A 22,048-nucleotide genomic window follows, 5' to 3' on the forward strand; every position below is an offset into this window, starting at 1 on the left:
GTCGCAATCGCGGTGGCGGCGCGGCCTCAGACCTGCCAGCGCAGGAAATTCGCGATGATCCGCAGACCGACGCCCTGCGATTTCTCGGGGTGGAACTGGGTGCCGACGATATTGTCGCGACCGACCACGGCCGTCACCTCGCCGCTGTAGCCGGCATGAGCCAGCCGCTGCGCCGGATCGGTGACGCGGAACTGCCAGCTATGGACGAAATAGGCGTGATCGCCCGTCACCACGCCCTGCAAGACCGGATGGGGGTGGTCGATGGCCAGATCGTTCCAGCCCATATGCGGCACCTTCAGGCCCGGTGCGTCAATGGCCACGACCTCGCCGCCAATCCAGCCCAGGCCGTTGGTCGGGCGGTATTCATGGCCCAGATCGGCCAGCATCTGCATGCCGACGCAAATGCCCATGAAGGGCACGCCACGTTCCAGCACGGCCTGACGCAGCGCATCCGTCATGCCGTCCACCGCGTCCAGCGCGGCCTTGCAGGCGGGAAACGCCCCATCGCCCGGCAGCACGATCCGGTCGGCGCGGGCCACGACATCAGGAGCCGAGGTGACGGTGACATCCGCGCCCAGATCGCGGCCCATCCGCTGAAAGGCCTTTTCCGCCGAATGCAGATTGCCGCTGTCATAGTCGACCAACGCGACCCGCATCACAGCGCGCCCTTGGTCGAGGGCAGCACACCCGACATGCGCGGATCAGGCTCGACCGCTTCGCGCAGGGCGCGGGCGACGGATTTGAAGGCGGCCTCGGCGATGTGGTGGCTGTTCAACCCGTGCAGGCGGTCCACATGCAGGGTAATGCCGCCATGGGTCGACAGCGCCTGAAAGAACTCTCGCACCAGCTCGGTGTCGAAGCTGCCTATCTTGGCGGTGGGGAAATCGACGTTCCACACCAGAAAGGGCCGCGCCGACAGGTCCAGCGCCGTGCGCAGCTGCGCATCATCCATCGCCAGCAGGAAACTGCCATAGCGGCGGATGCCGCGCTTGTCGCCAAGGGCGCGGGTCAGGGCCTGGCCGATGGCGATGCCGGTATCTTCGACCGTGTGGTGATCGTCGATATGCAGATCGCCCGTGGCCCGCACCGTCAGGTCGATCAGCGAATGCCGCGACAGCTGATCCAGCATGTGATCGAAAAAGCCGATGCCGGTCCGGTTGTCATAGATGCCGGTGCCGTCCAGATTGACGGTCACCTCGATCTGCGTCTCGGCGGTATTGCGGCTGATGGTGGCTGTGCGCATCGGCTGATCCCTTGCTTGTCGCCGCGCTTATAGGCCGGGCAGGCCCGTCAGCCAAGATGCAGCTGCCCCTGCGGGTAACGCACGCGGGACGGGATACTGGTTGCAAGGAAAACGCCCAATGTCAGCGGCCCGACCCGGCCGAGGAACATCACGATCATGATCACGATCCGCCCGAAATCGGACAATTCGCCCGTATAACCTCGTGACAGGCCGGTGGTGCCAAAGGCGCTGGCCACCTCGAAGCTGATATCCAGGAAATGCCCGTTATGGGTCATGGTCAGCACAAAGATCGCGGTGAACATCAGCACCGCCGACAGCGAGATGACCGCCATCACCTTCAGCACCTCTTCCAGCCCGACCGATCGGCCAAAGGCCCAGACATGGGTGCGGCGGCGGAAAAAGGCCATGGTGGCAAGAAACAGCACCATGATGGTGGTGACCTTCAACCCGCCCGCGGTCGAGGTCGGCCCCGCGCCGATGATCATCAGCGCCATATACAGCAGCGATGTCGAATCGTTCAGGTCGCCGATGGCAACAGTGTTGAAGCCAGCCGTCCGGGGCACGGTTCCCTGAAACCAGGCCACGGTCATCCGTGCCAGCGCGCTGTCGAACTGACCCAACGTCTTGGGGTTGTTCCATTCCAGAACGGCCGTCAGCCCGACGCCCAGCACGATCAGCACCGCCGTGCCGACCAGCATCAGCCGGGTATGCAGACTGTAGGCGGTCCAGAACTTGCGCCGCGCGATTTCCGAGGTCACCAGATAGCCGATGCCGCCGGTGATCCACAGCGCCGGCAGGACAACGTTGATGATCGGATCGGTGGCGAAATCGACCAGCCCCGGCGAGAAGGTCGAAAAGCCGGCATTGTTGAAGGCCGAAACCGAATGGAAAATCGCGTGCCAGACCCCCAGTGTGAAACCGAACTTCGGCACGAAAGTCAGGCAGAGCAGCATCGCGCCGGCGACCTCGGCCAGCAGCACGATGCGCAGGATCGTGGCTGTCAGGCGCGACAGGCTTTCATAGGATGTCTGCTTCAGATCCTCGCGCAGATAGGTGCTTTGGGCCACGCCCATCGACATGCCAAGCGCGGCAAAGACCAGCACGGCGAAGGTCATCAGACCCAGCCCGCCCAACTGGATCAGGATCATCACGATCAGCTGGCCCCAGAAGGTCAGCGCGAACTGGGTGTCGATGACGGCCAGTCCCGTCACCGTCACCGCCGAGGTCGAGGTGAACAGCGCATCGGTCAGGCTGATCGGCCGTGTCGTCGCGAAAGGCAGCATCAGGCAGAACGCGCCCAGCATGATCAGCGAAAAATAACCTGTCGCCAGAACGGCAGTGGGCGGCGTGCGGCCCAGCCACCGCTTGAATCCGCGCCATGAGGGACGGCTTAACTGGCTCACAGCCGGTCGCCGAATGCCGTCAGCTCGGGCCGCTTGCCCAGCAAAAGCAGGCGGTCGGCTTCTTTCAGCACATAGGCGGGATCCTGGCCGGGGGTGTATTCCGTTCCCCGCATCAGCCCCAGCACCCTGACGCCCGCGCCGATATGCAGATCGGCGATGGCCTTGCCGGCCAGCCGCTTCGGGATCATCAGGTTGACGACGCTGAAGCCGTTGCCAAGGGCGACATAGTCCTGAACCGCCGGGTTGTTCAGCATCTGCGCGGTGTGCCGGCCCATCTCCAGCGCCGGCAGGATCACCCGGTCGACGCCGATCTTGGACAGGATGCGGTGATGGGTGCGGTTCTCGGCCTTGGCCCAGATCGTTTCGACGCCGATCAGCCGCAGGTTCATCGAGGCAAGGATGCTGCCTTCCAGATCATTGCCGATCGAGACCATCGCCACGTCATACTGGTTCACGCCCGCCTCGCGCAGCGCGCCCTCGTCGGTGGCATCAAGAATGACGACGCTGGACAGGGTTTCCGCCAGCATGGCGACGCGGCGTTCGTCCCGGTCTATTCCCAGAACCCGGTTGCCGAACCGGGCCAGCTCTGTCGCGACCACGCCGCCAAAGCTGCCCAGCCCGACGACCACGAAACTGCGATTTCTGCGACTCATCTGCCGCCCTCACGATAGGTTGCGCGGATAGTGAGATCGACCGCAGGCATCGTCAAGCGATTGTCCTTCACCCCTCTGACCCCCTGAATTGGTCGCATTAAGCCCCTGATTTGTCGGTGTTTCACCCTTATTCCGGGTCTTGGGTGGCCAATCTGGACGCAGTGTGACAGGTTTGCTGCCCTTGGCGGAAACCCGCCATCCCGCAAAATGACGAAACCGGAAAAACCAGAAAACAGGAAAGGAAAGGGGCCGAATGACAGACCCGACCAATCCAAGAAAGGGCCATAAAGGACGGCCCGGCGACGCAGCCGCCGAACGCCGCGTCTTAGAGGGCAGGGACGATCCGCAACCCGAGGTCGAACCCATCCCCGAGCCCGAAGGGGCAACCGAGATCATCGAGACCGACTATGAGGTCGGACAGGACAACATCCAGAACAAGGGTCGCATCCCGTTCGACATCCACAACCCGGTCTTTATCATCTCGGCTGTGGCGATCCTGATCTTTACCGTCGTCACCATGGCCTTCGCCAGTTCGCTGGAGCCGGTGTTCACCGGGTTGCGCGACACGCTGACCAGCCGGCTGGACTGGTTCTTCCTGCTGGCGGGCAACATCTTCGTGCTGGCCTGCCTGGTCCTGATCGTCTCGCCCTATGGCAGCATCAGGCTGGGCGGACCCGAAGCGACGCCGGATTTCACCCTGTCGGGCTGGTTTTCGATGCTGTTCGCGGCCGGCATGGGGATCGGGCTGATGTTCTATGGCGTCAGCGAACCGATGAGCCATTTCGATGCCGCATTGGCAGGCCCTACCGTTGAAAACGGCCTGCGCACGGACTGGGCGCCGCTTGGCGGTGCTGCTGGCGATGAACTGGGCGCGCGGCGTCTGGGCATGGCCGCCACGATCTTCCACTGGGGGCTGCACCCCTGGGCGATCTATGCGGTGATCGCGCTGGCGCTGGCGCTGTTCAGCTATAACAAGGGTCTGCCGCTGACGATGCGTTCGGTCTTTTACCCGCTGCTGGGCGAACGTGTCTGGGGCTGGCCGGGCCATGTCATCGACATCCTTGCCGTCTTTGCCACGATCTTCGGGCTTGCGACCTCGCTTGGATTGGGGGCCGAACAGGCCAGTGCCGGGCTGAACTATCTGTTCGGGATCGAGGCCACCGACCTGACCAAGATGGTGCTGATCCTGTGCATCACGGCGGTGGCGACCTTCTCGGTCGTGGCGGGCGTCGAAAAGGGCGTCAAGCTGCTGTCCCAGGCCAATATGGTGCTGGCCTTCCTGTTGCTGGCCTTTGTCATCGCGGTGGGGCCGACCTGGCAGATCGTGACGGGGTTCTTCGGCAATCTGGGCGCCTATGCGCGGGATCTGATCCCGCTGTCCAACCCCTTCGGCCGCACGGATGACAATTTCCGGCAGGGCTGGACGGCGTTCTACTGGGCCTGGTGGATCAGCTGGTCGCCCTTTGTCGGCATGTTCATCGCCCGCGTGTCGCGCGGTCGCACGGTGCGGCAATTCCTGGTCGCGGTGCTGATCGTGCCCTCGCTGATCTCGGTCCTGTGGATGACGGCACTGGGCGGCACGGCTATCTCGATAACGCTTGGCGGGTTCACCGGCATTGCCGATGCCACGCTGGAGCTGAAGCTGTTCGAGATGCTGGGCCAGTTGCCGATGGCGCAGATCACCAGCTTTATCGGCATCGTCCTTGTGATCGTGTTCTTTGTCACCTCGTCCGACAGCGGCTCGTTGGTGATCGACACGATCTCGGCCGGGGGCAAGGTCAACGCGCCGGTGCCGCAGCGCGTCTTCTGGTGCACCTTCGAGGGGCTGGTCGCCATTGCGCTGATGCTTGGTGGCGGGCTGACGGCCTTGCAGGCGATGGCGGTTTCGACGGGTTTCCCCTTCACCATCGTGCTGTTGGGCGCGGTCTGGGCTGTGTTCAAGGGCCTTGCTGCGGAACGGCGTGAAATCGCCTGATCTGGCTGGCAGAGTTAAAAGAACGGGCGGGGAAACCTGCCCGTTCTTGTTTTATGGCGCGCAGGATGCGAGAAAGTTCACCGAAGGCTATGCGCCAGCGACTGCCGTAAGGACGAAGTGATGAGTGATATCAGGGCCAGCGAACGCCGCCTGGCTGCCGCGCTTGACCGGATCGACTATCTGCTGGAAACCGCGCCACCGCGCGGGGCTGGTGGCGGCCCGGCTGTGGATCCCGCCGGGTTGCAGGCCCGTCTGGATCAGGCGCTTGCCGATAATGAACGGCTTCAGGCTGCCGTCGATGCGATGCGCCCGGCGCCGCAATCGGGGGCCGAACTGGCCGGGTCGGGCGATCCGCGCCTGGCCGATCTGGCCGATCAGGCCGCGCGGCTGTCATCCGCGAACGAAGAACTGATCGCCGCCAATCGCGGGCTGATCGAGGCCGTCTCGGGCCAGACCGACCAGGTCGAGGCCGTGGCCGTGGCGCTGGAGGCCGAGATCGAGGCCCTGCGCGCCGCCCGCGCCGCCGAGATTTCGCAACTGGCCGAGATCATGGCCGAATTGCAGCGTATGCTGGCCGATTCCGCCGCGACGGATGCGCCCTTCGCCGCCGATGTGGCGGTGCCTGACAGGCCGCTGGTTCAGGCCGAGGTGGTCAGCTTTGGCGACGAGGCGGGCGTGCCCGAACTGACCCGCGAGGCCGATCCGGCCTTTGGTGCGGTTTATGGCGATGATGATGACGGCGTTGATGCCGATGACGAGGCCGGCGAAGCCGGAAACGGGGGCAGGTAATCATGGCGGAAGTCGATTTTTCGATCGGGCACAAGGAATACCGCCTGACCAGCCAGCCGGGCGAGGAACGGCTGCTGAAACGCGCCGCCGCCCTGCTGGATGCCGAGGCGCGGCTGATCCTGGAACAGGCCGGCCGCATGCCCGAGCCGCGCCTGCTGCTGCTGGCCGGCCTGATGCTGGCCGACAAGTATTCGGCGCTGGAAGACCGCGCTGACAAGGCCGAAAAACAGCTGTCGCGGCTGCAATCCAACCCCACCAAGGTCGAGGTTCCGGTGGTCCCCGCCGATCTGAAGGAAGCGATGGCCGAACTGGCCGCCCGCGCCGAAGCGGTTGCCGAACAGATCGAGGAGAGGCTGGGGGACTGACGCCCGGCAGGCACGTCCCGGTCCCCGCATGCCAATGACCGCGCGGCTGACGGGGCCGTCAGTCAGAGGCCCTGCCGCATTGTCTTATCCATGGCGCTGGCGCGTATCGGGCAGAAGCGCGGCCAGAATCCCGATCGCAGGCAGGACCGAGCAGAGGTTGAAGACAAAGGCGATGCCCTTCCAGTCCGCCAGTCCGCCAAGCATCGCCGCACCGATCCCTCCGATCCCGAAGATGAAGCCGAAGAACAGCCCCGAGACCATGCCGACCCGTCCGGGCATCAGGTCCTGGCCATAGACCACGATCGCCGGGAAGGCCGAGGCGATGGTAAAGCCGATGATTCCGCTCAGCAGGATCGTCGCCGTCAGGCCGACATGCGGCAGGATCAGCGAAAAGGGCAGCACACCAAGGATGGACACCCAGATCACCGGCTTCAGTCCGATCCGGTCGCCGATGGGGCCACCTGCGAGCGTGCCTGCCGCGACCGCGCCGAAGAACACGAACTGGCACAGCTGGGCCTGCCGGGTCTCGATCCCGAATTTCTCGATCAGGAAGAAGATGTAATAGCTGGTGAAGGCGGCCGTATAGATATATTTGGAAAACAGCAGCGCGATCAGCACCGACATTGCCAACACCACCTTGCCGCGCGACAGGCTTGCATGCCGGACCGGCGCTGTTTCGGTCGGTCGCCTTGCGTGATGATTCACCTGATACCAGCGGCCAAGGGCGCCGAGGATGATCATGCCGGCCAAAGCCACCAGCGCAAACCAGGCAAGACCTTGCTGCCCCCTTGGCAGGACGATGAAAGCCGCGGCCAGCGGGCCAACCGCGGAACCGAAATTGCCGCCCACCTGAAAGATCGACTGCGCCAGACCATGCGAGCCGCCCGAGGCCAGGCGTGCGATGCGCGAGGTCTCGGGATGAAAGATCGAGGAACCCACGCCCAGCAGCACCGCGCCAGCCAGCAGGACGGCGTAGCTGGGCGCATAGGCCAGCGTCAGCAGGCCCAGCATGGACGAGGCCATGCCGATGGGCAGTGAATAGGGCAGCGGGTGGCGATCGGTATAGGCCCCGAAAAAGGGCTGAATGATCGAGGCCGTCAGCTGGTAAACCAATGTCAGAATGCCGACCTGCGCGAAGGACAGGGCGAAATTGCCTTGCAGGATCGGATACACCGCCGGCAACAGCGACTGCATCATGTCATTGAGAAAATGGCACAGGCTGGCGGCGCCAAGAACGGAAAACGCGGCTGTTCCGCCTGATGGCGGTGCTGTCGTGGTGATGTTTGACACAGGGGGTTCGCCTTGAATGGGTTGCGGGCAAGCGCACTTGCCACCAATGCAACCAAGAATTATGGACCGGCATGCTGGCCTGCCACCTTGACCGGGCCTCATTCTTACGCAACTGGGCCAGAGATGCGGAATGTCCATATCAACAGCGTGGATGACACGCAGCGCCCCATCGTCGCGATCGCCCGCGACCATCCCGATGACGGGCGCATTGCCCCGCATCATCACCGTCGCGGGCAATTGATTTCGGGCACGACGGGGCTTTTGGTGCTGTCTGCGCCTGACGGCACCTGGATCATGCCGCCGCAGCGAGGTCTGTGGATCCCGCCTGGGGTAACCCACAATGTCCGCATGGTGGGGGCGGTCAGCATGCAAAGCCTTTACATCGAGCCCGAGGCCGCGCGTGGGATGCCGGATCATTGTCAGGTCGTCGAAATCTCGGGCTTCATGCGTGGCCTGATTGTCGAGGCACTGGATCTGCCGTTGGAATACGATCTTGACGGCCGGTCCGGGGCGCTGATGGCGCTTCTGGGCTATGAAATGGAACGCCTGCCGGCCTTGCCGCTGTCTCTGCCCTATCCGCGCGACGACCGCCTGGCTGATGCCTGCCAGCGGTTCATGCGCCACCCCAATATCCACGAGACCATTGATGACTGGGCCACCCTGCTGGGTATGAGCCGGCGCGCCTTTACCCGCTTCTTTCGCAAGGAAACCGGTCTCAGCTTTGTTGCCTGGCGGCAGCAAGCCTGCCTGCTGTCGGCGCTGCCGCATCTGGCTGGCGGGCGGGCGGTCACGGCGGTCGCGATGGATCTGGGATATGAAAATCCGGCCGCCTTTACCATCATGTTCAAAAAGGCCTTCGGCGCGGCACCGCGCGCCTATCTGGGGCTGGGCGCAAAATCGGCCGGGGATGGGAACCGGGCCTAGCCATCATTGGCCGCGCGGGTGGTCGGCTGGCGGAAAAGGATGCGCGATCCGCCCCGTGCCAAATCGCCGCTTTCCTCTGGCGCGGCGATCCACTATGCCCTTCAGCGGCAAATTCCTGACCGAAGGGGGCTTTTCTCATGGCCAATGTGGTGGTTGTCGGCGCGCAATGGGGCGACGAGGGCAAGGGCAAGATCGTCGACTGGCTGAGCGAGCGCGCCGATGTGATCGCGCGCTTTCAGGGTGGCCATAACGCCGGGCACACGCTGGTCATCGGCGGCCAGGTCTACAAGCTGAATGCGCTGCCCTCGGGCGTGGTGCGGGGCGGCAAGCTGTCGGTCATCGGCAATGGCGTGGTGCTGGACCCCTGGCATCTGGTCAAGGAAATCGCCGCGATCCGCGAACAGGGCGTGGAAATCACCCCCGAGAACCTGATGGTGGCCGAGAACACGCCGCTGATCCTGCCTTTCCATGGCGAACTTGACCGCGCACGCGAGGCACAGAACAGCCTGGCCCGCATCGGCACCACCGGTCGCGGCATCGGCCCGGCCTATGAGGACAAGGTGGGCCGCCGCGTCGTGCGCGTGGCCGATCTGGCCGATGACGATACGCTGCAACTGCGGGTCGACCGTGCGCTGGTCCATCACAACGCGCTGCGTGCCGGCCTGGGGCTGGAACCGATCGACCGCGAACCGCTGCTGGACAGCCTGCGCGCCATCGCGCCGCAGATCCTGCAATATGCGGCCCCCGTCTGGAAGGTGATGAACGAGGCCCGCCGCGCCGGCAAGCGCATCCTGTTCGAAGGCGCGCAAGGCTCGCTGCTGGATATCGACTTCGGCACCTATCCCTATGTGACCTCGTCCAATGTGATCGCGGGGCAGGCGGCCACCGGCACTGGCATGGGGCCGGGTTCGGTGGATTTCGTGCTGGGCATCGTCAAGGCCTATACCACCCGCGTGGGCGAAGGCCCTTTCCCGACCGAGCTGCATGACGAGATCGGCCAGCGTCTTGGCGAACGCGGCCGCGAGTTCGGCACCGTCACCGGGCGCAAGCGGCGCTGTGGCTGGTTTGACGCGGTGCTGGTGCGCCAGACCTGCGCGATTTCGGGTGTCAGCGGCATCTCGCTGACCAAGCTGGACGTGCTGGACGGGTTCGATACGCTGAAGATCTGCGTGGGCTATGAAATCGACGGGCAGACCTATGACTACCTGCCCACGGCCGCGGCCCTGCAAGCCAAGGTGACCCCGATCTATGAGGAAATGCCCGGCTGGCAGGAATCGACCGCAGGCGCGCGCAGCTGGGCCGAATTGCCGGCCGAGGCGATCAAATATGTCCGCCGGATCGAAGAGCTTATTCAATGCCCTGTCGCGCTGCTGTCGACCAGCCCCGAGCGCGACGATACGATCCTTGTGACCGATCCCTTCGCGGATTGACATCTTGCAGGTCTTGCTGATCGACGGCCATCCCGATGCGAACCGCCTGACGGCGCATCTGCTGGATGTCTATCAGCAGGCTCTGCCAGCGGGGGCCCAAGTGTCGCGGATTGCCATTCGTGATCTGGATTTCAATCCCGACCTGTCGCGCGGCTATGAAGAAGTGCCGCCACTGGAACCCGATCTGGCGCGCGTGCTGGAACTGGTCGAGGGTTGCGACCATCTGGTCCTGGGCTTTCCGCTGTGGTGGGGGGCGGAGCCCGCGCGCTTCAAGGGCTTTTGGGATCGCATCCTGCTGCCGCGCCGCGCCTTTCGCTATCACAAGGATGATCCCTGGTGGGACCGGTTGCTTCGGGGCCGCTCGGCCGATGTGATCGTCACCATGGATACGCCGCCGCCCTATCTGCGGCTGGCCTATTTCGATCCGGTGGGCTGGCGCTATCGCCGGCAGGTGCTGGGTTTCGTTGGCTTCCGCCCGATCCGCATGGCCTATTTCGGGATGGTCAGGCGCGGCGGTGTGGACCGCAATATCGAGAAGTGGCGTGCCCGGCTGCGCAAGCTTGCCGGCGGCGCACAGGGACTGAAACGCAAGGACAAGATCTGATGGACCTGAAAACCCGCAAGCGCCTGTCGATCCTGATCCTTGTGATTGGTCTGCCGGGCTATATCGCGATTGCTTGGATGGTGCTGGGCTGGCTTGGCGACCGCTATGGCCGCCTGCCGGTTCTGGTGGAACTGCTGGTGATCGTGGTGCTGGGGATCATCTGGATCCTGCCCTTCAAGCGGGTGTTCACCGGCATCGGCAAGGGCGACGAGTGAGCGAGCCGCTTGTCACCAGTGCCGGCGGGGTCACGCTGATCGGCGGCGGTGCGCTGGAGCCTGACGATCTGGAACAGGCGCTGGCCGCAGCGCCCCTTCTGGTCGCTGCCGATGGCGGTGCCGATCAGGCGCTGGATCGTGGCTATCGGCCCGCCGCCGTGATCGGTGATTTCGACTCGCTGTCCGTGGCCGGTCGCGCGGCCTTGCCGCCAGAGGTGTTGCATCGTGTTGCCGAACAGGACAGCACCGATTTCCAGAAATGCCTGACCCGGATCGCTGCGCCCTTCGTCATCGCCATCGGCTTTTCCGGCCGCCGTCTGGACCATACGCTTGCCGCGCTGAATGTCATGGCGCGGCTGCCCGCGCCGAATGTCATCCTGATCGCGGCCGAGGATATCGTCTTTCTCTGCCCGCCGCGATTGGCGCTGGACCTGCCTGACGGTGCGCGCCTGTCGCTTTTCCCGATGGGGCCCGCGCGGGGCAGCAGCGAGGGGTTGGAATGGCCCATCGACGGCCTGGCCTTTACCCCGGACGGGCGCAGCGGCACCTCGAACCGGGTGACGGGGCCGGTGCGTCTGGCGATCGAGGGGCCGATGCTGGTGATGCTGCCGCGCGAGGCGCTGGCGGCGGCGATGGCCGGACTGGGATTGCAATAGCGCGCCCGATCACAGAGCCGCGCGCCAGGTTGTCCGGCGCCCGGCAATAGCGTATCTGCTGCTGCGAAACCCGGCCCCATACCCCCGAGGTCCCGATGACCCATAACCCGATCCGCCCCTGGCGCAATATCGAACGTCGCAAGTCGCGGCAGATCATGGTGGGCCGCGTCCCCGTGGGCGGCGATGCGCCGATCAGCGTGCAGACCATGACCAATACCGATGGCACCGACGTGCGCGCCACGCTGGCCCAGGTCATCGCTGCTGCCGAGGCCGGGGCCGATATCGTCCGCATCAGTGCCCCCGATCAGGCCACCACGCAGGCGCTGCGCGAGATTTGCCGCGAAAGCCCGGTTCCGATCGTGGCCGACATCCATTTCCACTATAAACGCGCCATCGAGGCCGCCGAGGCCGGTGCCGCCTGCCTGCGCATCAATCCCGGCAATATCGGCGATGCCGCCCGCGTGCGCGAGGTAATCAAGGCCGCCCGCGATCACGGCTGTTCGATGCGGATCGGCGTCAATGCCGGCAGCCTTGAAAAGCACCTGCTGGAAAAATACGGCGAGCCTTGCCCCGATGCGATGGTCGAAAGCGGGCTGGATCACATCAAGATCCTGCAAGACAACGACTTCCACGAATTCAAGATCAGCGTGAAGGCCAGCGACGTGTTCCTTGCCGCCGCTGCCTATCAGCAACTGGCCGAGGCGACCGACGCGCCCATCCATCTGGGCATCACCGAGGCCGGCGGTTTCGTCGGCGGCACGGTCAAATCGGCGATCGGTCTTGGCAACCTTTTGTGGTCGGGCATTGGCGACACCATCCGCGTCAGCCTGTCGGCCGATCCGGTGCAAGAGGTCAAGGTCGGCTTCGAGATCCTGAAATCCCTTGGCCTGCGGACGCGGGGCGTGCAGATCATTTCCTGCCCCAGTTGCGCGCGTCAGGGCTTTGACGTGATCAAGACCGTCGAGGCGCTGGAACAGCGGCTGGAACATATCAAGCAGCCGATCAGCCTTTCCATCATCGGCTGCGTGGTGAACGGGCCGGGCGAGGCGCTGATGACCGATATCGGCTTTACCGGCGGCGGGGCGGGCTCTGGCATGGTCTATCTGGCCGGCAAACAGGCCCATAAGATGAGCAATGCGCAGATGATCGACCAGATCGTCGAACTGGTCGAAGCCCGCGCCGAAAAGCTGGAGGCCGACGCCGCACTGGCCGCCAAGGCCGCGGAATGACAGGAAAACCAGGGCCGGTTGGCCTGCCCTGACATGGGGCGCGCGGTCGTTTGCGGACCGTGCAGGTTTATTCAGCTTGCGGTGGAACCGTTCCACCCACAGTCCCGTTGGCCTTATCCAATACAATACAAATCGCGGAGGGACTTGCCATGTCACCATTTGGCACCATGTCGCGGCGCAACCTGTTGACCCTGATCGGGGCCACCGCCGGCAGCGCCGCCATGCTTCGCGCCATGACCACGATGGGTCATGCGCAGGAAAGCGACTATAAGCCGGTCAAGCTGGAAGGCGATCCGAATGGCGCAAGCGTCGTCATTCTGGGCGCGGGTCTTGCCGGCATGACCGCTGCGCTGGAATTGCGTGACGCGGGCTATAACGTCACCATCCTGGAATATCAGAACCGCGCCGGCGGCCGCTGCATGACCCTGCGCGGCGGTGACGAGGTGCATGAGATGGGCGGCTTTACCCAGAAGGTCGGCTTTTCCGAGGGGCAATATCTGAATAACGGCCCCTGGCGCATCCCGCATCACCATCAGGGCGTGATCCATTACTGCCAACGCCTCGGTGTCGAATTGCAGCCCTTCGTTCAGCAGAATGACAGCGCCTATCTGCATTCGCAGACCTCTTTCGACGGCAAGCCGCAGCGCTTTTCCTGGGTCAAGAACGACTATCTGGGCAATGTCACCGAATTGCTGGCCAAGGCGGTCAATGCCGGCTCGCTGGATGATGAGGTGACGGGCGAGGTCAAGGACATGCTGCTGGAAAGCCTGCGTGCCTATGGCGCGCTGGACGGCGACATGCGTTACGCCAGCAATCTGGCGACCTCGAATTTCCGCGATTATGCCAAGCCCCCCGGAGGCGGGCTGACGGGCGCGCCGGAACCCTCGGTGCCGATCGGGCGCGACGATCTTCTGCGCTCGGGCTTGTGGGAATATCTGCGCGAACATGACACGTTCGAACATCACGCCGCGCTGTTCCAGCCGGTCGGCGGCATGGACATGATCGCCAAAGGCTTCGAGGCCGAGGTGGGCAGCCTGATCACATTTGACGCCCGCGTCACCCGTATCGCGCAAAGCGAGACCGGCGTGACCATCGACTATGAAAGCGCCTCGGGCACGGGGCAGGGCGGCAGCGTGACGGCCGATTACTGCGTCTGCACCATCCCCTTCTCGGTTCTGGGGCAGATCGACGCCGACCTGTCATCCGACCTTCAAAACGCGGTCGACGGCATGTGGTATTACGAAGGCTTCAAGGCCGGTCTGGAAATGAAGCGCCGCTTCTGGGAACAGGACGAACAGATCTATGGCGGCATCACCTTTACCGACCTGCCCATCGGCCAGATCAGCTATCCCTCGGCCAATATGATGAGTGCGGGGCCGGGCACACTTCTGGCGGCCTATCGTTTCGGCAAGCAGGCCTACGAGCTGTCGGCCCTGACCCCCGAACAGCGGATCGAGCGTTGCCTGGCCGATGGCGAAAAGATCCACGGTCCGGCCTATCGGCAGGAATTTGTGGCCGGCGCAAGTTGGGCCTGGCACCGCACATCCTGGACGCTTGGATGTTACGGGCATTGGGACGAATACGGCACGGCTTACGCACAGGCCTGCGCCGTTGATCGCCGGCTGGTCTGCGCGGGCGAGCACCTGTCCTATCTGCCCGGCTGGCAGGAAGGCGCGATCCTGTCGGCGCTGGACGCCATTACCCGGCTGCATGAACGCGTCATGGCCGGCTGAGGAAGGAGAAGATCAAGATGAAACATCACCTGACCCTTCTGGTCGCCCTCGCGCTGGCCACCCCGGCCTTTGCGCAAGAGGCCGCCCCACAGGCCGACGCCCCGGCCGAGGCCGAAACCGCCGCTGCGACCGATGCCGCGCCGGATGCGGCAACCCAGGCCGCCGCAGCCCTGACCGACCCGGCCGCGCCCCAGCTTGATGATCCGGGGCCGCTGGTGGCCTTTACCGATGGCCAGGACATCTATCAGTATCTGTGCCGGACCTGCCACCAATATGATGGCGCGGGGGCATCGGGTGCGGGCGCCTATCCGGCACTGGCCGGCAATGAGAATCTGGAATTTCCAGATTATCCGGTCATGCTGGTCGTCAACGGGCAAAAGGGCATGCCGCCCTTTGGCGCGATGCTGTCGGATGAACAGGTGGTTGCCGTCGTGACCTATGTTCAGACCAATTTCGGCAACCAGTATACCGAACATCCCACGGCCGAAACCGTCGCCGCCGTCCGACCCGAGGATCAGCAGGCCACGGCTGGCGGTTCCGGCGGAAACTGACCTGTAATTGCGGCGCGCCTGTTTCGACCTGCGCGCCGCCACCTGATCCGGTCAGCCCTCGCTGCCGGATGCGTCCAGACCTTCGCGGATCTTCTGAACCGTCTGTGTCAGACCCGCCTGCGGCACGCCGCGCAGCAATTCCCCGCCAATGACAAAAGTGGGCGTGCCCTGAATGGCCATCTTCTCGCCCAGCTGATGATTGCTGCGCAGCACATCGCTGACCGCATCGGTATTCATCGCCGCCAGAACCGCCTCTGCATCGACGCCGATCTCGTCCGCGATCTTTGACAGCGCATCCAGCGTGGCGCCGGCGCGCAGCTCCATCAGCCTGACATGGGCGGCCATATAGGCCTCGTCCCCGGCGATTTGCTTGACCGCGACGGCAAAACGCGACGAGACGTCGCTATCCTGCCCCAGAATTGGAAACTCTTTCAGGATAAAGCGGATATTGCCATCGGCCTCGACCAGATCTTGAACCTCCTGATTGAAGCGCCGGCAGACGCCGCAGCGATAGTCGATGAACTCCACCATGGTCAGGTCGCCATCGGGATTGCCGCCGACCCAGCTGTAGCCGTCGTTGAAAATCTCGTCGCTGAACTGGCTGACCAGCAGCTTGTCATTCTGCGCCGCATCCGATGCCCGGCGTTCCTCAAGCACGTTGATCGACTCGATCAGCACCTCGGGATTGGCCATCAGATAGTCACGCACCGCCTCGCCAAAGGCCTGTTTCTCGGTCTCGGTCATGGCGCTGATGTCAAAGGCCATGACGGGGGTGGCAGTCAGCAGCAGCGCGGCGATCAGGCGTTTCATCAGGGGTCCTTTCCTTGTCGCGCGCCACATTAGCCCCAAGACCCATAATGGCAAGGACACGGCTGCGTGATGATCGGCCCCGATCCAGCCTGCTTTGGTCCGGCAAATATCCCACGGGGGTCCGGGGGTGTGAAACCCCCGGCCATCGCGGGACGCAAAAGAGGGTGGAGCGGCGGCCGCCCCCGCGCTAGAACATCCGCCAAACAAGCAAGAAGACGGGCAGAGCGGATGAGACAGTCACAGCGCGGGCAGGTGGACCCGTTCATCGTCATGGACGTGATGGAGGCCGCGCGCGCCGCAGAGGCCGCAGGTCGTCGCGTCATCCATATGGAGGTCGGCCAGCCCAGCACCCCGGCACCCGAGGGCGCGCGCCGCGCCTTGGCGGCGGCGCTGGACCAGCCGCTTGGCTATACCGTGGCACTGGGCATCCCGGAATTGCGGCAAGGCATCGCGGATCTCTATCAGCGCTGGTATGGCGTCACGCTGGATCCGGCGCGGGTGGTGGTGACGCCCGGCTCGTCGGGGGCGTTCATCCTGGCCTTTTCGGCGCTGTTCGACGCGGGCGACAAGGTGGCCTTGGGCGCGCCCGGTTATCCCAGCTATCGCCAGATCATGCGGGCCATGTCGCTGGACCCCGTCGCCATCCCGACCCGGCTTGAAGATCGTTTCCAACCGCGGCCGCAGGACATTCCCGCCGATGCGGCCGGGCTGATGCTGGCCTCGCCCGGCAATCCCTCGGGCACGATGCTGTCGCTGGATGCGCTGCGCGGTCTGATCCAGCACGCGCAGGCGCAGGGCACGGCCGTCATCTCTGACGAGATATATCACGGCCTCAGCTATGGGGAACGCGCCCATTCAGCGCTGGAAATCAGTGATGACGTGTTCATCATCAATTCCTTCAGCAAGTATTTCAGCATGACCGGCTGGCGCGTCGGCTGGATGGTGGTGCCGCAATCCCATCTGCGCACGGTGGAACGGCTGGCGCAGAACCTGTTCATCTGCCCGCCCCATGCCAGTCAGGTCGCGGCGCTTGCCGCGCTGGATTGCCATGACGAGGCACAGGCCAATCTTGCCACCTATGCCGAAAACCGCCGGCTGATGCTGGACGGCCTGCCCAAGGCCGGCTTCGACCGCATCGCACCGCCCGATGGCGCGTTCTATATCTATGCTGATGTCTCGGCCCATACCGATGACAGCGTGGCCTTCGCCGCCGAGATCCTGGACCGCGCCGGCGTGGCCGTCACGCCTGGTGTCGATTTCGATGCCGATCGCGGCCGTCGGATGCTGCGCTTTTCCTATGCCCGCTCGACGCCCGAGATCGCCGAGGGTCTGGCCCGGCTGCAAACCTTCATGGCGGCGCGATGAGGCTGGTCGCCTCGCTTCTGCTGCTGGTGGCGATGCTGGCGGGGCAGGGCGCGGCGGCGCAGGATGCCGCGCGGCTGGACCTGGGCGCCTCGGCATTGACGGCCGAGGGGCGCGACCGTGGCCGCCCGCGGCCCATGGAACTGGTTCTGACGCTTGATCAGCCGGTGCCTTACCGCGTCTTTCTGCTGGATGGCCCGCCCCGGCTGGTGGTCGACCTGAAGGGGCTGGATTTCGGCACGGCACAGCCCGCGCAGCTGTTCGGCGCGGGCCTGGTGCCCGCGATCCGGTGGGGGCGATTCCAGCGTGGCTGGTCGCGGATCGTGGCGGAACTGCCCGGCCCCTATGCGATCACCCAAAGCAGCCTGTCGACCCGTGCGATGCAGCCCCGGCTGACCATCGCGCTGAAGCCGGTCCCGCCCGAGGATTTCCGCCCCCGCGCCAGTGCCGCCGCCGCCCTGCGAAACCTGCCCGATCCGGCGAAGCTTGGCGTTGGGGCTGCCGATGCGGCCAAGCCGGATGGCCTTGTGGCGGACCGGTTGCTGGTGGCGCTGGACCCCGGCCATGGCGGCATCGACCCCGGCGCCCTGGCCGATGGGGAATCCGAGGCAAAGATCGTGCTGTCCTTCGCGCTTGCCGCGCGCGATGCGCTGGAACGCGCCGGGATCGGCGTGGTGCTGACCCGCGCCGATGATCGCTTTCTGGGGCTGGAGGCGCGGATGACCGCCGCGCGCGAGGCAGGGGCTGACCTGTTCATCTCGCTTCACGCCGACGCCCTGCCTGCGGGCGAGGCCGCAGGTGCGACGATCTATCTGTGGGATCCCGCCGCCAATGACGCCGCCACCCGCATTCTGGCCGAGCGTCATGACCGCGATGACCTGCTGGCCGGGCTGGACCTGACGGGCACCGATGACGGGCTGGCGGGTGTGCTGATGGATATGGTGCGCACCGAAACCCAGCCCCGGTCAGTGAATTTCGCCAAGTTCCTGGCCTCGCGCATGGCGCTTTCGGGGATCGACATGCATCGTCGCCCGGTTCAGGGGGCGCGCTTTTCGGTGCTGAAATCGCCCGATATTCCCTCGGTCCTGCTGGAGCTGGGCTTTCTGACCGATCCGACCGACCGCAGCCATCTGACCGATCCGGCCTGGCAATCGCAGATGGTCGGCGCGCTGGTCGCCGCGATCAGCGGATGGGCCCGTGACGAAGGCGCACGGGCGGCGCTGCTGCGGCAATAGCCGCGTTGCCGTCGATATTCGTTCCCTTTTTGTTTCGATCTGCTAACCTGTCGCCACCATGGGGGAACCGGGTGGCGGTGATGGATCAATGGGCGAAATATGAAAGCTTCAGGGCGCTGCATCAGGGCGCGACGGCCTTTGTGATGCCGAACCCGTGGGATGCCGGTTCGGCCCGGCTTCTGGCTTCGCTTGGCTTCGCGGCATTGGGGACGACCAGCGCGGGCTATGCCTTTTCCAGGGGGCGGCGGGATTCCTTCGCCGGCCTGTCGCGTGACGAGATCCTGACCAACGCGGCCGAGATCGTCGCGGCGACCAGCCTGCCTGTATCGGCCGATCTTGAGGATGGCTTTGGCCGCGCGCCCGAAACCTGCGCCCTGACCATGCAACTGGCCTGCGATGCCGGGCTGGTCGGCGGCTCGATCGAGGATGCGACCGGGCAGGCCGCGGCGCCCATCCACGATTTCGCGCTGGCGGTCGACCGGGTCGCCGCCGCCGCCGAGGCCACGAGGGGGCGCCCCATCCTGCTGACGGCGCGGGCCGACAATTTCATCTGCGGCCGGCCCGATCTGGCCGATACGATCCGGCGGCTGCAAGCCTTTTCCGAGGCAGGCGCCGACGTGCTTTATGCGCCGGGCCTGCCTGATCTGGATGCGATCCGCACCGTCTGCCGCGAGGTGGGCAAGCCGGTCAATGTCGTCATGGGGTTGGCAGCGTCCACCCATTCGCTGCGGGATCTGGCAGATGCGGGCGTGCGCCGCGTCAGCGTCGGCGGTTCCTTCGCGCGTGCCGCCCTGGGCGCGGTGATGCGCGCCGCGACAGAGGTGCTGTCGACCGGCACCTTCACCTATGCCGAGGCCGCCATTCCCGATGCGACCATCGCGGCGCTGATGTCGCAGGAAAAGCAGGCAGGCCGTGTCTGAAAGCGCCGCGCCGCGATAACCCAAGGTTGTTTTGACGCGCCAACCCCCGCAGACTATAGAGGCAGGCGATTCACGAAAGGTCCGGCCCTTGATCCGCGGTATTCTCTCTTTCTTCGGTGGCATCTTCTCTTGGGTCGTGACGGCCCTTGTCTTCGGGGCGCTGACCGTTGGCGGGATCTTCTGGATCTATTCGCGCGACCTGCCCAGTCACGAAACGCTGGCCCAGTATACGCCCAAGACGATCAGCCGCATCTATTCCGGCGAAGGCCGCCTGATCGACGAATTTGCCGAGGAACGGCGCCTGTTCGTGCCGATCGAGGAAATCCCCGATCTGGTCAAGCAGGCCTTCATCAGCGCCGAGGACAAGAATTTCTATAACCATCCTGGCTATGACATCCGTGGCATCATCGGTGCTGCGGTGCAGGCGGTGCAGTCGCGCGGGGAAAGCGTGCGGGGGGCCTCGACCATCACCCAGCAGGTGATGAAGAACTTCCTGCTGTCCAGCGATCGCAGCGTCGAACGCAAGGTCAAGGAACTGATCCTGGCCACCCGGCTGGAACACACGCTGACCAAGGACCAGATCCTTGAACTGTATCTGAACGAGATCTTCCTGGGCCAAAACAGCTTTGGCGTCGCGGCAGCCGCCCAGACCTATTTCAACAAGACCCTGTCCGAACTGTCCCCGCACGAGGCCGCGACCCTGGCCGCCATGCCGCAGGCGCCGGGTCGCTATCACCCAGTTCGCGCCAAGGACCGTGTGACCGAGCGGCGCAACTATGTCCTGCGCGAGATGTGGCAGAACGGCTATATCGACCAGGCGACCTATGAAGCCGAGGCCGAGCTGCCCCTGCGCAGTGTCCAGAACGGCGATTTCCCCTCGTTCCAGCAGCAATTGCCGCCGCGCGATTACTTCACCGACGAGATCCGCCGCCAGCTGAGCCGCGAGTTTGGGCAAGAGGAGTTTTTCGGCGGTGGCCTGGCCATCCGCGCCACGGTCGAGCCCGAGATGCAGACCGTCGCCGGCAAGGCCTTGCGCGATGCGCTGGAACAGTATGACCGTGGCCGTGGTGTCTGGCGCGGCACCGGCCAGACCATCCCGGCCGAGCAGCTGGCGGACGAGGCCGCATGGCGCGGTGCGCTGTTCGAAGCCGAGGTGCCGCGCGACATTCCCGACTGGATGCCCGCCGTGGTGCTGGAACTGGGCCAAAGCGATGCTCGCATCGGCATCGAGGGCATTCAGGAAGATGCAGACGGCCACTGGATCCCGGCCAAGGATGTGCAATGGGCGCGCAAGCGTCTGGCCGAGGGCGGGCTGGGGCCGCGTGCACGGGTCGCCTCGGATCTGCTGGATGTGGGCGATGTGGTGCTGGTGCGCGCCATGACCGATGACAATGACGGCAGCTTCATCCGCTGGACCCTGCGGCAGGTGCCCGAGGTTCAGGGCGGCTTCATGGCGATGGACGTCAATACCGGCCGCGTCGTGGCGATGCAGGGTGGGTTCAGCTATCAGTCCTCGGTCTTCAACCGCGCCACGCAGGCGATGCGTCAGCCGGGGTCCAGCTTCAAGCCCTTCGTCTATGCCGCAGCCTTGGACAATAACTATACCCCTGCCACCATCGTCGTGGACGAGGCGATCAAGGTGAACACCCCGCAGGGGCTGTGGACGCCCAAGAATGCGGGTGGGCGTTTCTATGGCCCGACGCCGCTGCGCACCGGGATCGAACAGTCCAGAAACCTGATGACCATCCGCATCGCCCAGGATATCGGGATGGACCGGGTGGCCGAATATGCCGAACGTTTCGGCGTCTATGACCATCTTGATCCGTTCCTGGCCAACAGCCTTGGCGCGCAGGAAACCACGCTGTTCAAGATGGTCGCGGCCTATGCCATGTTCGCCAATGGCGGCGAGCGGGTCGAACCCACGCTGGTCGACCGCGTGCAGGACCGGCGCGGGCGCACCATCTATCGTCACGACAAGCGGGTCTGCGAAACCTGCGGCCAGCAGGCCCTGCCCGCCGGTCAGGCCCCGGTCATCGACAATAACCGCGAGCGGGTGATGGATGCGGTGACCGCCTATCAGTTGACCTCGATGATGGAAGGCGTGGTCAAGCGCGGCTCGGGCAAGGGCGTGAACCTGCCGGTGCCGATCGCGGGCAAGACCGGCACCACCAACGACGCCAAGGACGTGTGGTTCATCGGCTTTTCCAGCAATATCGTTGCCGGCTGCTATCTGGGCTATGACCAGCCACGCACCCTGGGCAGTGATGCCTATGGCGGGACGCTGTGCGTGCCGGTGTTCAACGCCTTCATGCGCGAGGCGGTCAAGAAATATGGCGGGTCGGACTTCCGGGTGCCTCCGGGCGGCTATTGGGTCAAGATCAACCGCATCACCGGCCAGCGCCTGCCTGACGACGCCACCGGCGCCGACGTGATCGCCGAATATTTCCGCGAGGGCGCCGATCCGAACTGGGGCGCGCCGCTGATCGTGTCGGGCTTTGGCGATGGCGACGTGGTGCTGCCCTGGCAGGCCAGCGCCGACAGCGGTGCAGCAACCGCGATCACCACCTCGACCGGGCAGCAGCGGGTCATCCCGAAAAAGGCCGATTTCGGCACGCTGAGTTCGGGCGGGCTGTATTAACTAGGGCCGGACAGCGGCCGCGA

Annotated in this window: 21 protein-coding genes; 15 read left to right on the plus strand and 6 right to left on the minus strand. The window is 64.7% G+C overall.

Annotated features, from left to right (window positions below; translation table 11 throughout):
• Nucleotides 1-26: 26 nt before the first annotated feature.
• The 4 genes from hisH to FNJ84_RS09160 all read right to left on the minus strand — a co-directional run bounded on the left by hisH (nt 27) and on the right by FNJ84_RS09160 (nt 3,299).
• On the minus strand, nt 27-656 hold the full coding sequence (hisH, locus tag FNJ84_RS09145) for an imidazole glycerol phosphate synthase subunit HisH (protein WP_143792795.1): 630 nt from the start codon (nt 654-656) through the stop codon (nt 27-29).
• The gene (gene hisB / locus FNJ84_RS09150) at nt 656-1,243 is read right to left on the minus strand and encodes an imidazoleglycerol-phosphate dehydratase HisB (protein WP_143792796.1); all 588 of its coding nucleotides are present in this window, start codon (nt 1,241-1,243) and stop codon (nt 656-658) included. Before hisB ends, hisH begins: the two co-directional genes overlap by 1 nt.
• Before the next feature lie 47 nt (nt 1,244-1,290).
• Nucleotides 1,291-2,547 (minus strand): TrkH family potassium uptake protein, encoded by a 1,257-nt coding sequence (locus FNJ84_RS09155; protein ID WP_143792797.1) that lies wholly within the window; start codon nt 2,545-2,547, stop codon nt 1,291-1,293.
• A gap of 95 nt (nt 2,548-2,642) precedes the next feature.
• Nucleotides 2,643-3,299 carry a TrkA family potassium uptake protein gene (locus FNJ84_RS09160; protein WP_143792798.1) on the minus strand — a complete coding sequence of 219 codons (657 nt, stop codon included), beginning with the start codon at nt 3,297-3,299 and terminating at the stop codon, nt 2,643-2,645.
• Between the two features lie 253 nt (nt 3,300-3,552).
• Between FNJ84_RS09160 and FNJ84_RS09165 the strand changes: the two genes are divergently transcribed.
• From FNJ84_RS09165 to zapA, 3 genes are all read left to right on the plus strand, one after another.
• Nucleotides 3,553-5,274: a BCCT family transporter gene (locus FNJ84_RS09165; RefSeq protein ID WP_143792799.1), complete on the plus strand. Its 1,722-nt coding sequence runs from the start codon at nt 3,553-3,555 to the stop codon at nt 5,272-5,274.
• Between the two features lie 120 nt (nt 5,275-5,394).
• Nucleotides 5,395-6,063 carry a hypothetical protein gene (locus tag FNJ84_RS09170; RefSeq protein ID WP_185968470.1) on the plus strand — a complete coding sequence of 223 codons (669 nt, stop codon included), beginning with the start codon at nt 5,395-5,397 and terminating at the stop codon, nt 6,061-6,063.
• 2 nt (nt 6,064-6,065) lie between these two features.
• Nucleotides 6,066-6,428 (plus strand): cell division protein ZapA, encoded by a 363-nt coding sequence (zapA, locus tag FNJ84_RS09175; protein WP_143792800.1) that lies wholly within the window; start codon nt 6,066-6,068, stop codon nt 6,426-6,428.
• An 84-nt stretch (nt 6,429-6,512) separates the two neighbouring features.
• Here the strand turns inward: zapA and FNJ84_RS09180 are convergent, their stop codons facing one another.
• Nucleotides 6,513-7,718: an MFS transporter gene (locus FNJ84_RS09180; RefSeq protein WP_255471122.1), complete on the minus strand. Its 1,206-nt coding sequence runs from the start codon at nt 7,716-7,718 to the stop codon at nt 6,513-6,515.
• A gap of 123 nt (nt 7,719-7,841) precedes the next feature.
• On the opposite strand from FNJ84_RS09180, the gene FNJ84_RS09185 reads away from it, so the two are divergent.
• The 8 genes from FNJ84_RS09185 (at nt 7,842) to FNJ84_RS09220 (ending at nt 15,060) form a co-directional block, all read left to right on the plus strand.
• Complete coding sequence (locus FNJ84_RS09185) at nt 7,842-8,642, plus strand: helix-turn-helix domain-containing protein (protein WP_143792802.1); 801 nt, start codon at nt 7,842-7,844, stop codon at nt 8,640-8,642.
• A 137-nt stretch (nt 8,643-8,779) separates the two neighbouring features.
• Nucleotides 8,780-10,072: an adenylosuccinate synthase gene (locus FNJ84_RS09190; protein ID WP_143792803.1), complete on the plus strand. Its 1,293-nt coding sequence runs from the start codon at nt 8,780-8,782 to the stop codon at nt 10,070-10,072.
• Nucleotides 10,073-10,076: 4 nt separating this feature from the next.
• Nucleotides 10,077-10,676: an NAD(P)H-dependent oxidoreductase gene (locus FNJ84_RS09195; RefSeq protein WP_143792804.1), complete on the plus strand. Its 600-nt coding sequence runs from the start codon at nt 10,077-10,079 to the stop codon at nt 10,674-10,676.
• Nucleotides 10,676-10,891: a DUF2842 domain-containing protein gene (locus tag FNJ84_RS09200; protein ID WP_143792805.1), complete on the plus strand. Its 216-nt coding sequence runs from the start codon at nt 10,676-10,678 to the stop codon at nt 10,889-10,891. Before FNJ84_RS09195 ends, FNJ84_RS09200 begins: the two co-directional genes overlap by 1 nt.
• Nucleotides 10,888-11,547: a thiamine diphosphokinase gene (locus FNJ84_RS09205; RefSeq protein WP_143792806.1), complete on the plus strand. Its 660-nt coding sequence runs from the start codon at nt 10,888-10,890 to the stop codon at nt 11,545-11,547. The genes FNJ84_RS09200 and FNJ84_RS09205 overlap by 4 nt, the downstream gene beginning before the upstream one ends.
• A 95-nt stretch (nt 11,548-11,642) precedes the next feature.
• Complete coding sequence (gene ispG / locus FNJ84_RS09210) at nt 11,643-12,776, plus strand: flavodoxin-dependent (E)-4-hydroxy-3-methylbut-2-enyl-diphosphate synthase (RefSeq protein WP_143792807.1); 1,134 nt, start codon at nt 11,643-11,645, stop codon at nt 12,774-12,776.
• 149 nt (nt 12,777-12,925) lie between these two features.
• Nucleotides 12,926-14,509 (plus strand): flavin monoamine oxidase family protein, encoded by a 1,584-nt coding sequence (locus FNJ84_RS09215; protein WP_255471123.1) that lies wholly within the window; start codon nt 12,926-12,928, stop codon nt 14,507-14,509.
• Nucleotides 14,510-14,526: 17 nt separating this feature from the next.
• Nucleotides 14,527-15,060, plus strand: coding sequence for a cytochrome c (locus FNJ84_RS09220; protein WP_143792808.1), 534 nt, complete (start codon nt 14,527-14,529; stop codon nt 15,058-15,060).
• Between the two features lie 51 nt (nt 15,061-15,111).
• Here the strand turns inward: FNJ84_RS09220 and FNJ84_RS09225 are convergent, their stop codons facing one another.
• A complete protein-coding gene (locus FNJ84_RS09225) occupies nt 15,112-15,870 on the minus strand; it encodes a DsbA family protein (protein ID WP_143792809.1) in 759 nt (252 codons plus the stop codon).
• Nucleotides 15,871-16,098: 228 nt separating this feature from the next.
• On the opposite strand from FNJ84_RS09225, the gene FNJ84_RS09230 reads away from it, so the two are divergent.
• The 4 genes from FNJ84_RS09230 (at nt 16,099) to FNJ84_RS09245 (ending at nt 22,025) form a co-directional block, all read left to right on the plus strand.
• Nucleotides 16,099-17,235, plus strand: coding sequence for a pyridoxal phosphate-dependent aminotransferase (locus FNJ84_RS09230; RefSeq protein WP_143792810.1), 1,137 nt, complete (start codon nt 16,099-16,101; stop codon nt 17,233-17,235).
• Nucleotides 17,232-18,467 carry an N-acetylmuramoyl-L-alanine amidase gene (locus FNJ84_RS09235; RefSeq protein ID WP_143792811.1) on the plus strand — a complete coding sequence of 412 codons (1,236 nt, stop codon included), beginning with the start codon at nt 17,232-17,234 and terminating at the stop codon, nt 18,465-18,467. Before FNJ84_RS09230 ends, FNJ84_RS09235 begins: the two co-directional genes overlap by 4 nt.
• Nucleotides 18,468-18,547: 80 nt before the next feature.
• Entirely contained in the window at nt 18,548-19,387 is an 840-nt protein-coding gene (locus FNJ84_RS09240) for an oxaloacetate decarboxylase (protein ID WP_143793043.1), read from the plus strand.
• 88 nt (nt 19,388-19,475) lie between these two features.
• Entirely contained in the window at nt 19,476-22,025 is a 2,550-nt protein-coding gene (locus FNJ84_RS09245) for a penicillin-binding protein 1A (protein WP_143792812.1), read from the plus strand.
• Nucleotides 22,026-22,048 lie beyond the last annotated feature (23 nt).

Origin of the sequence: Paracoccus sp. M683, assembly GCF_007096355.1 — a bacterium.
Lineage (GTDB): Bacteria > Pseudomonadota > Alphaproteobacteria > Rhodobacterales > Rhodobacteraceae > Paracoccus.

Bases quoted from the DNA above. Each gene is read 5' to 3' on its own strand.
- hisH (WP_143792795.1), bottom strand. From the start codon at position 656: ATGCGGGTCGCGTTGGTCGACTATGACAGCGGCAATCTGCATTCGGCG.
- hisB (WP_143792796.1), bottom strand. From the start codon at position 1,243: ATGCGCACAGCCACCATCAGCCGCAATACCGCCGAGACGCAGATCGAG.
- FNJ84_RS09155 (WP_143792797.1), bottom strand. From the start codon at position 2,547: ATGCTGGGCGCGTTCTGCCTGATGCTGCCTTTCGCGACGACACGGCCG.
- FNJ84_RS09160 (WP_143792798.1), bottom strand. From the start codon at position 3,299: ATGAGTCGCAGAAATCGCAGTTTCGTGGTCGTCGGGCTGGGCAGCTTT.
- FNJ84_RS09165 (WP_143792799.1), top strand. From the start codon at position 3,553: ATGACAGACCCGACCAATCCAAGAAAGGGCCATAAAGGACGGCCCGGC.
- FNJ84_RS09170 (WP_185968470.1), top strand. From the start codon at position 5,395: ATGAGTGATATCAGGGCCAGCGAACGCCGCCTGGCTGCCGCGCTTGAC.
- zapA (WP_143792800.1), top strand. From the start codon at position 6,066: ATGGCGGAAGTCGATTTTTCGATCGGGCACAAGGAATACCGCCTGACC.
- FNJ84_RS09185 (WP_143792802.1), top strand. From the start codon at position 7,842: ATGCGGAATGTCCATATCAACAGCGTGGATGACACGCAGCGCCCCATC.
- FNJ84_RS09190 (WP_143792803.1), top strand. From the start codon at position 8,780: ATGGCCAATGTGGTGGTTGTCGGCGCGCAATGGGGCGACGAGGGCAAG.
- FNJ84_RS09200 (WP_143792805.1), top strand. From the start codon at position 10,676: ATGGACCTGAAAACCCGCAAGCGCCTGTCGATCCTGATCCTTGTGATT.
- ispG (WP_143792807.1), top strand. From the start codon at position 11,643: ATGACCCATAACCCGATCCGCCCCTGGCGCAATATCGAACGTCGCAAG.
- FNJ84_RS09215 (WP_255471123.1), top strand. From the start codon at position 12,926: ATGTCACCATTTGGCACCATGTCGCGGCGCAACCTGTTGACCCTGATC.
- FNJ84_RS09220 (WP_143792808.1), top strand. From the start codon at position 14,527: ATGAAACATCACCTGACCCTTCTGGTCGCCCTCGCGCTGGCCACCCCG.
- FNJ84_RS09225 (WP_143792809.1), bottom strand. From the start codon at position 15,870: ATGAAACGCCTGATCGCCGCGCTGCTGCTGACTGCCACCCCCGTCATG.
- FNJ84_RS09230 (WP_143792810.1), top strand. From the start codon at position 16,099: ATGAGACAGTCACAGCGCGGGCAGGTGGACCCGTTCATCGTCATGGAC.
- FNJ84_RS09235 (WP_143792811.1), top strand. From the start codon at position 17,232: ATGAGGCTGGTCGCCTCGCTTCTGCTGCTGGTGGCGATGCTGGCGGGG.
- FNJ84_RS09240 (WP_143793043.1), top strand. From the start codon at position 18,548: ATGGATCAATGGGCGAAATATGAAAGCTTCAGGGCGCTGCATCAGGGC.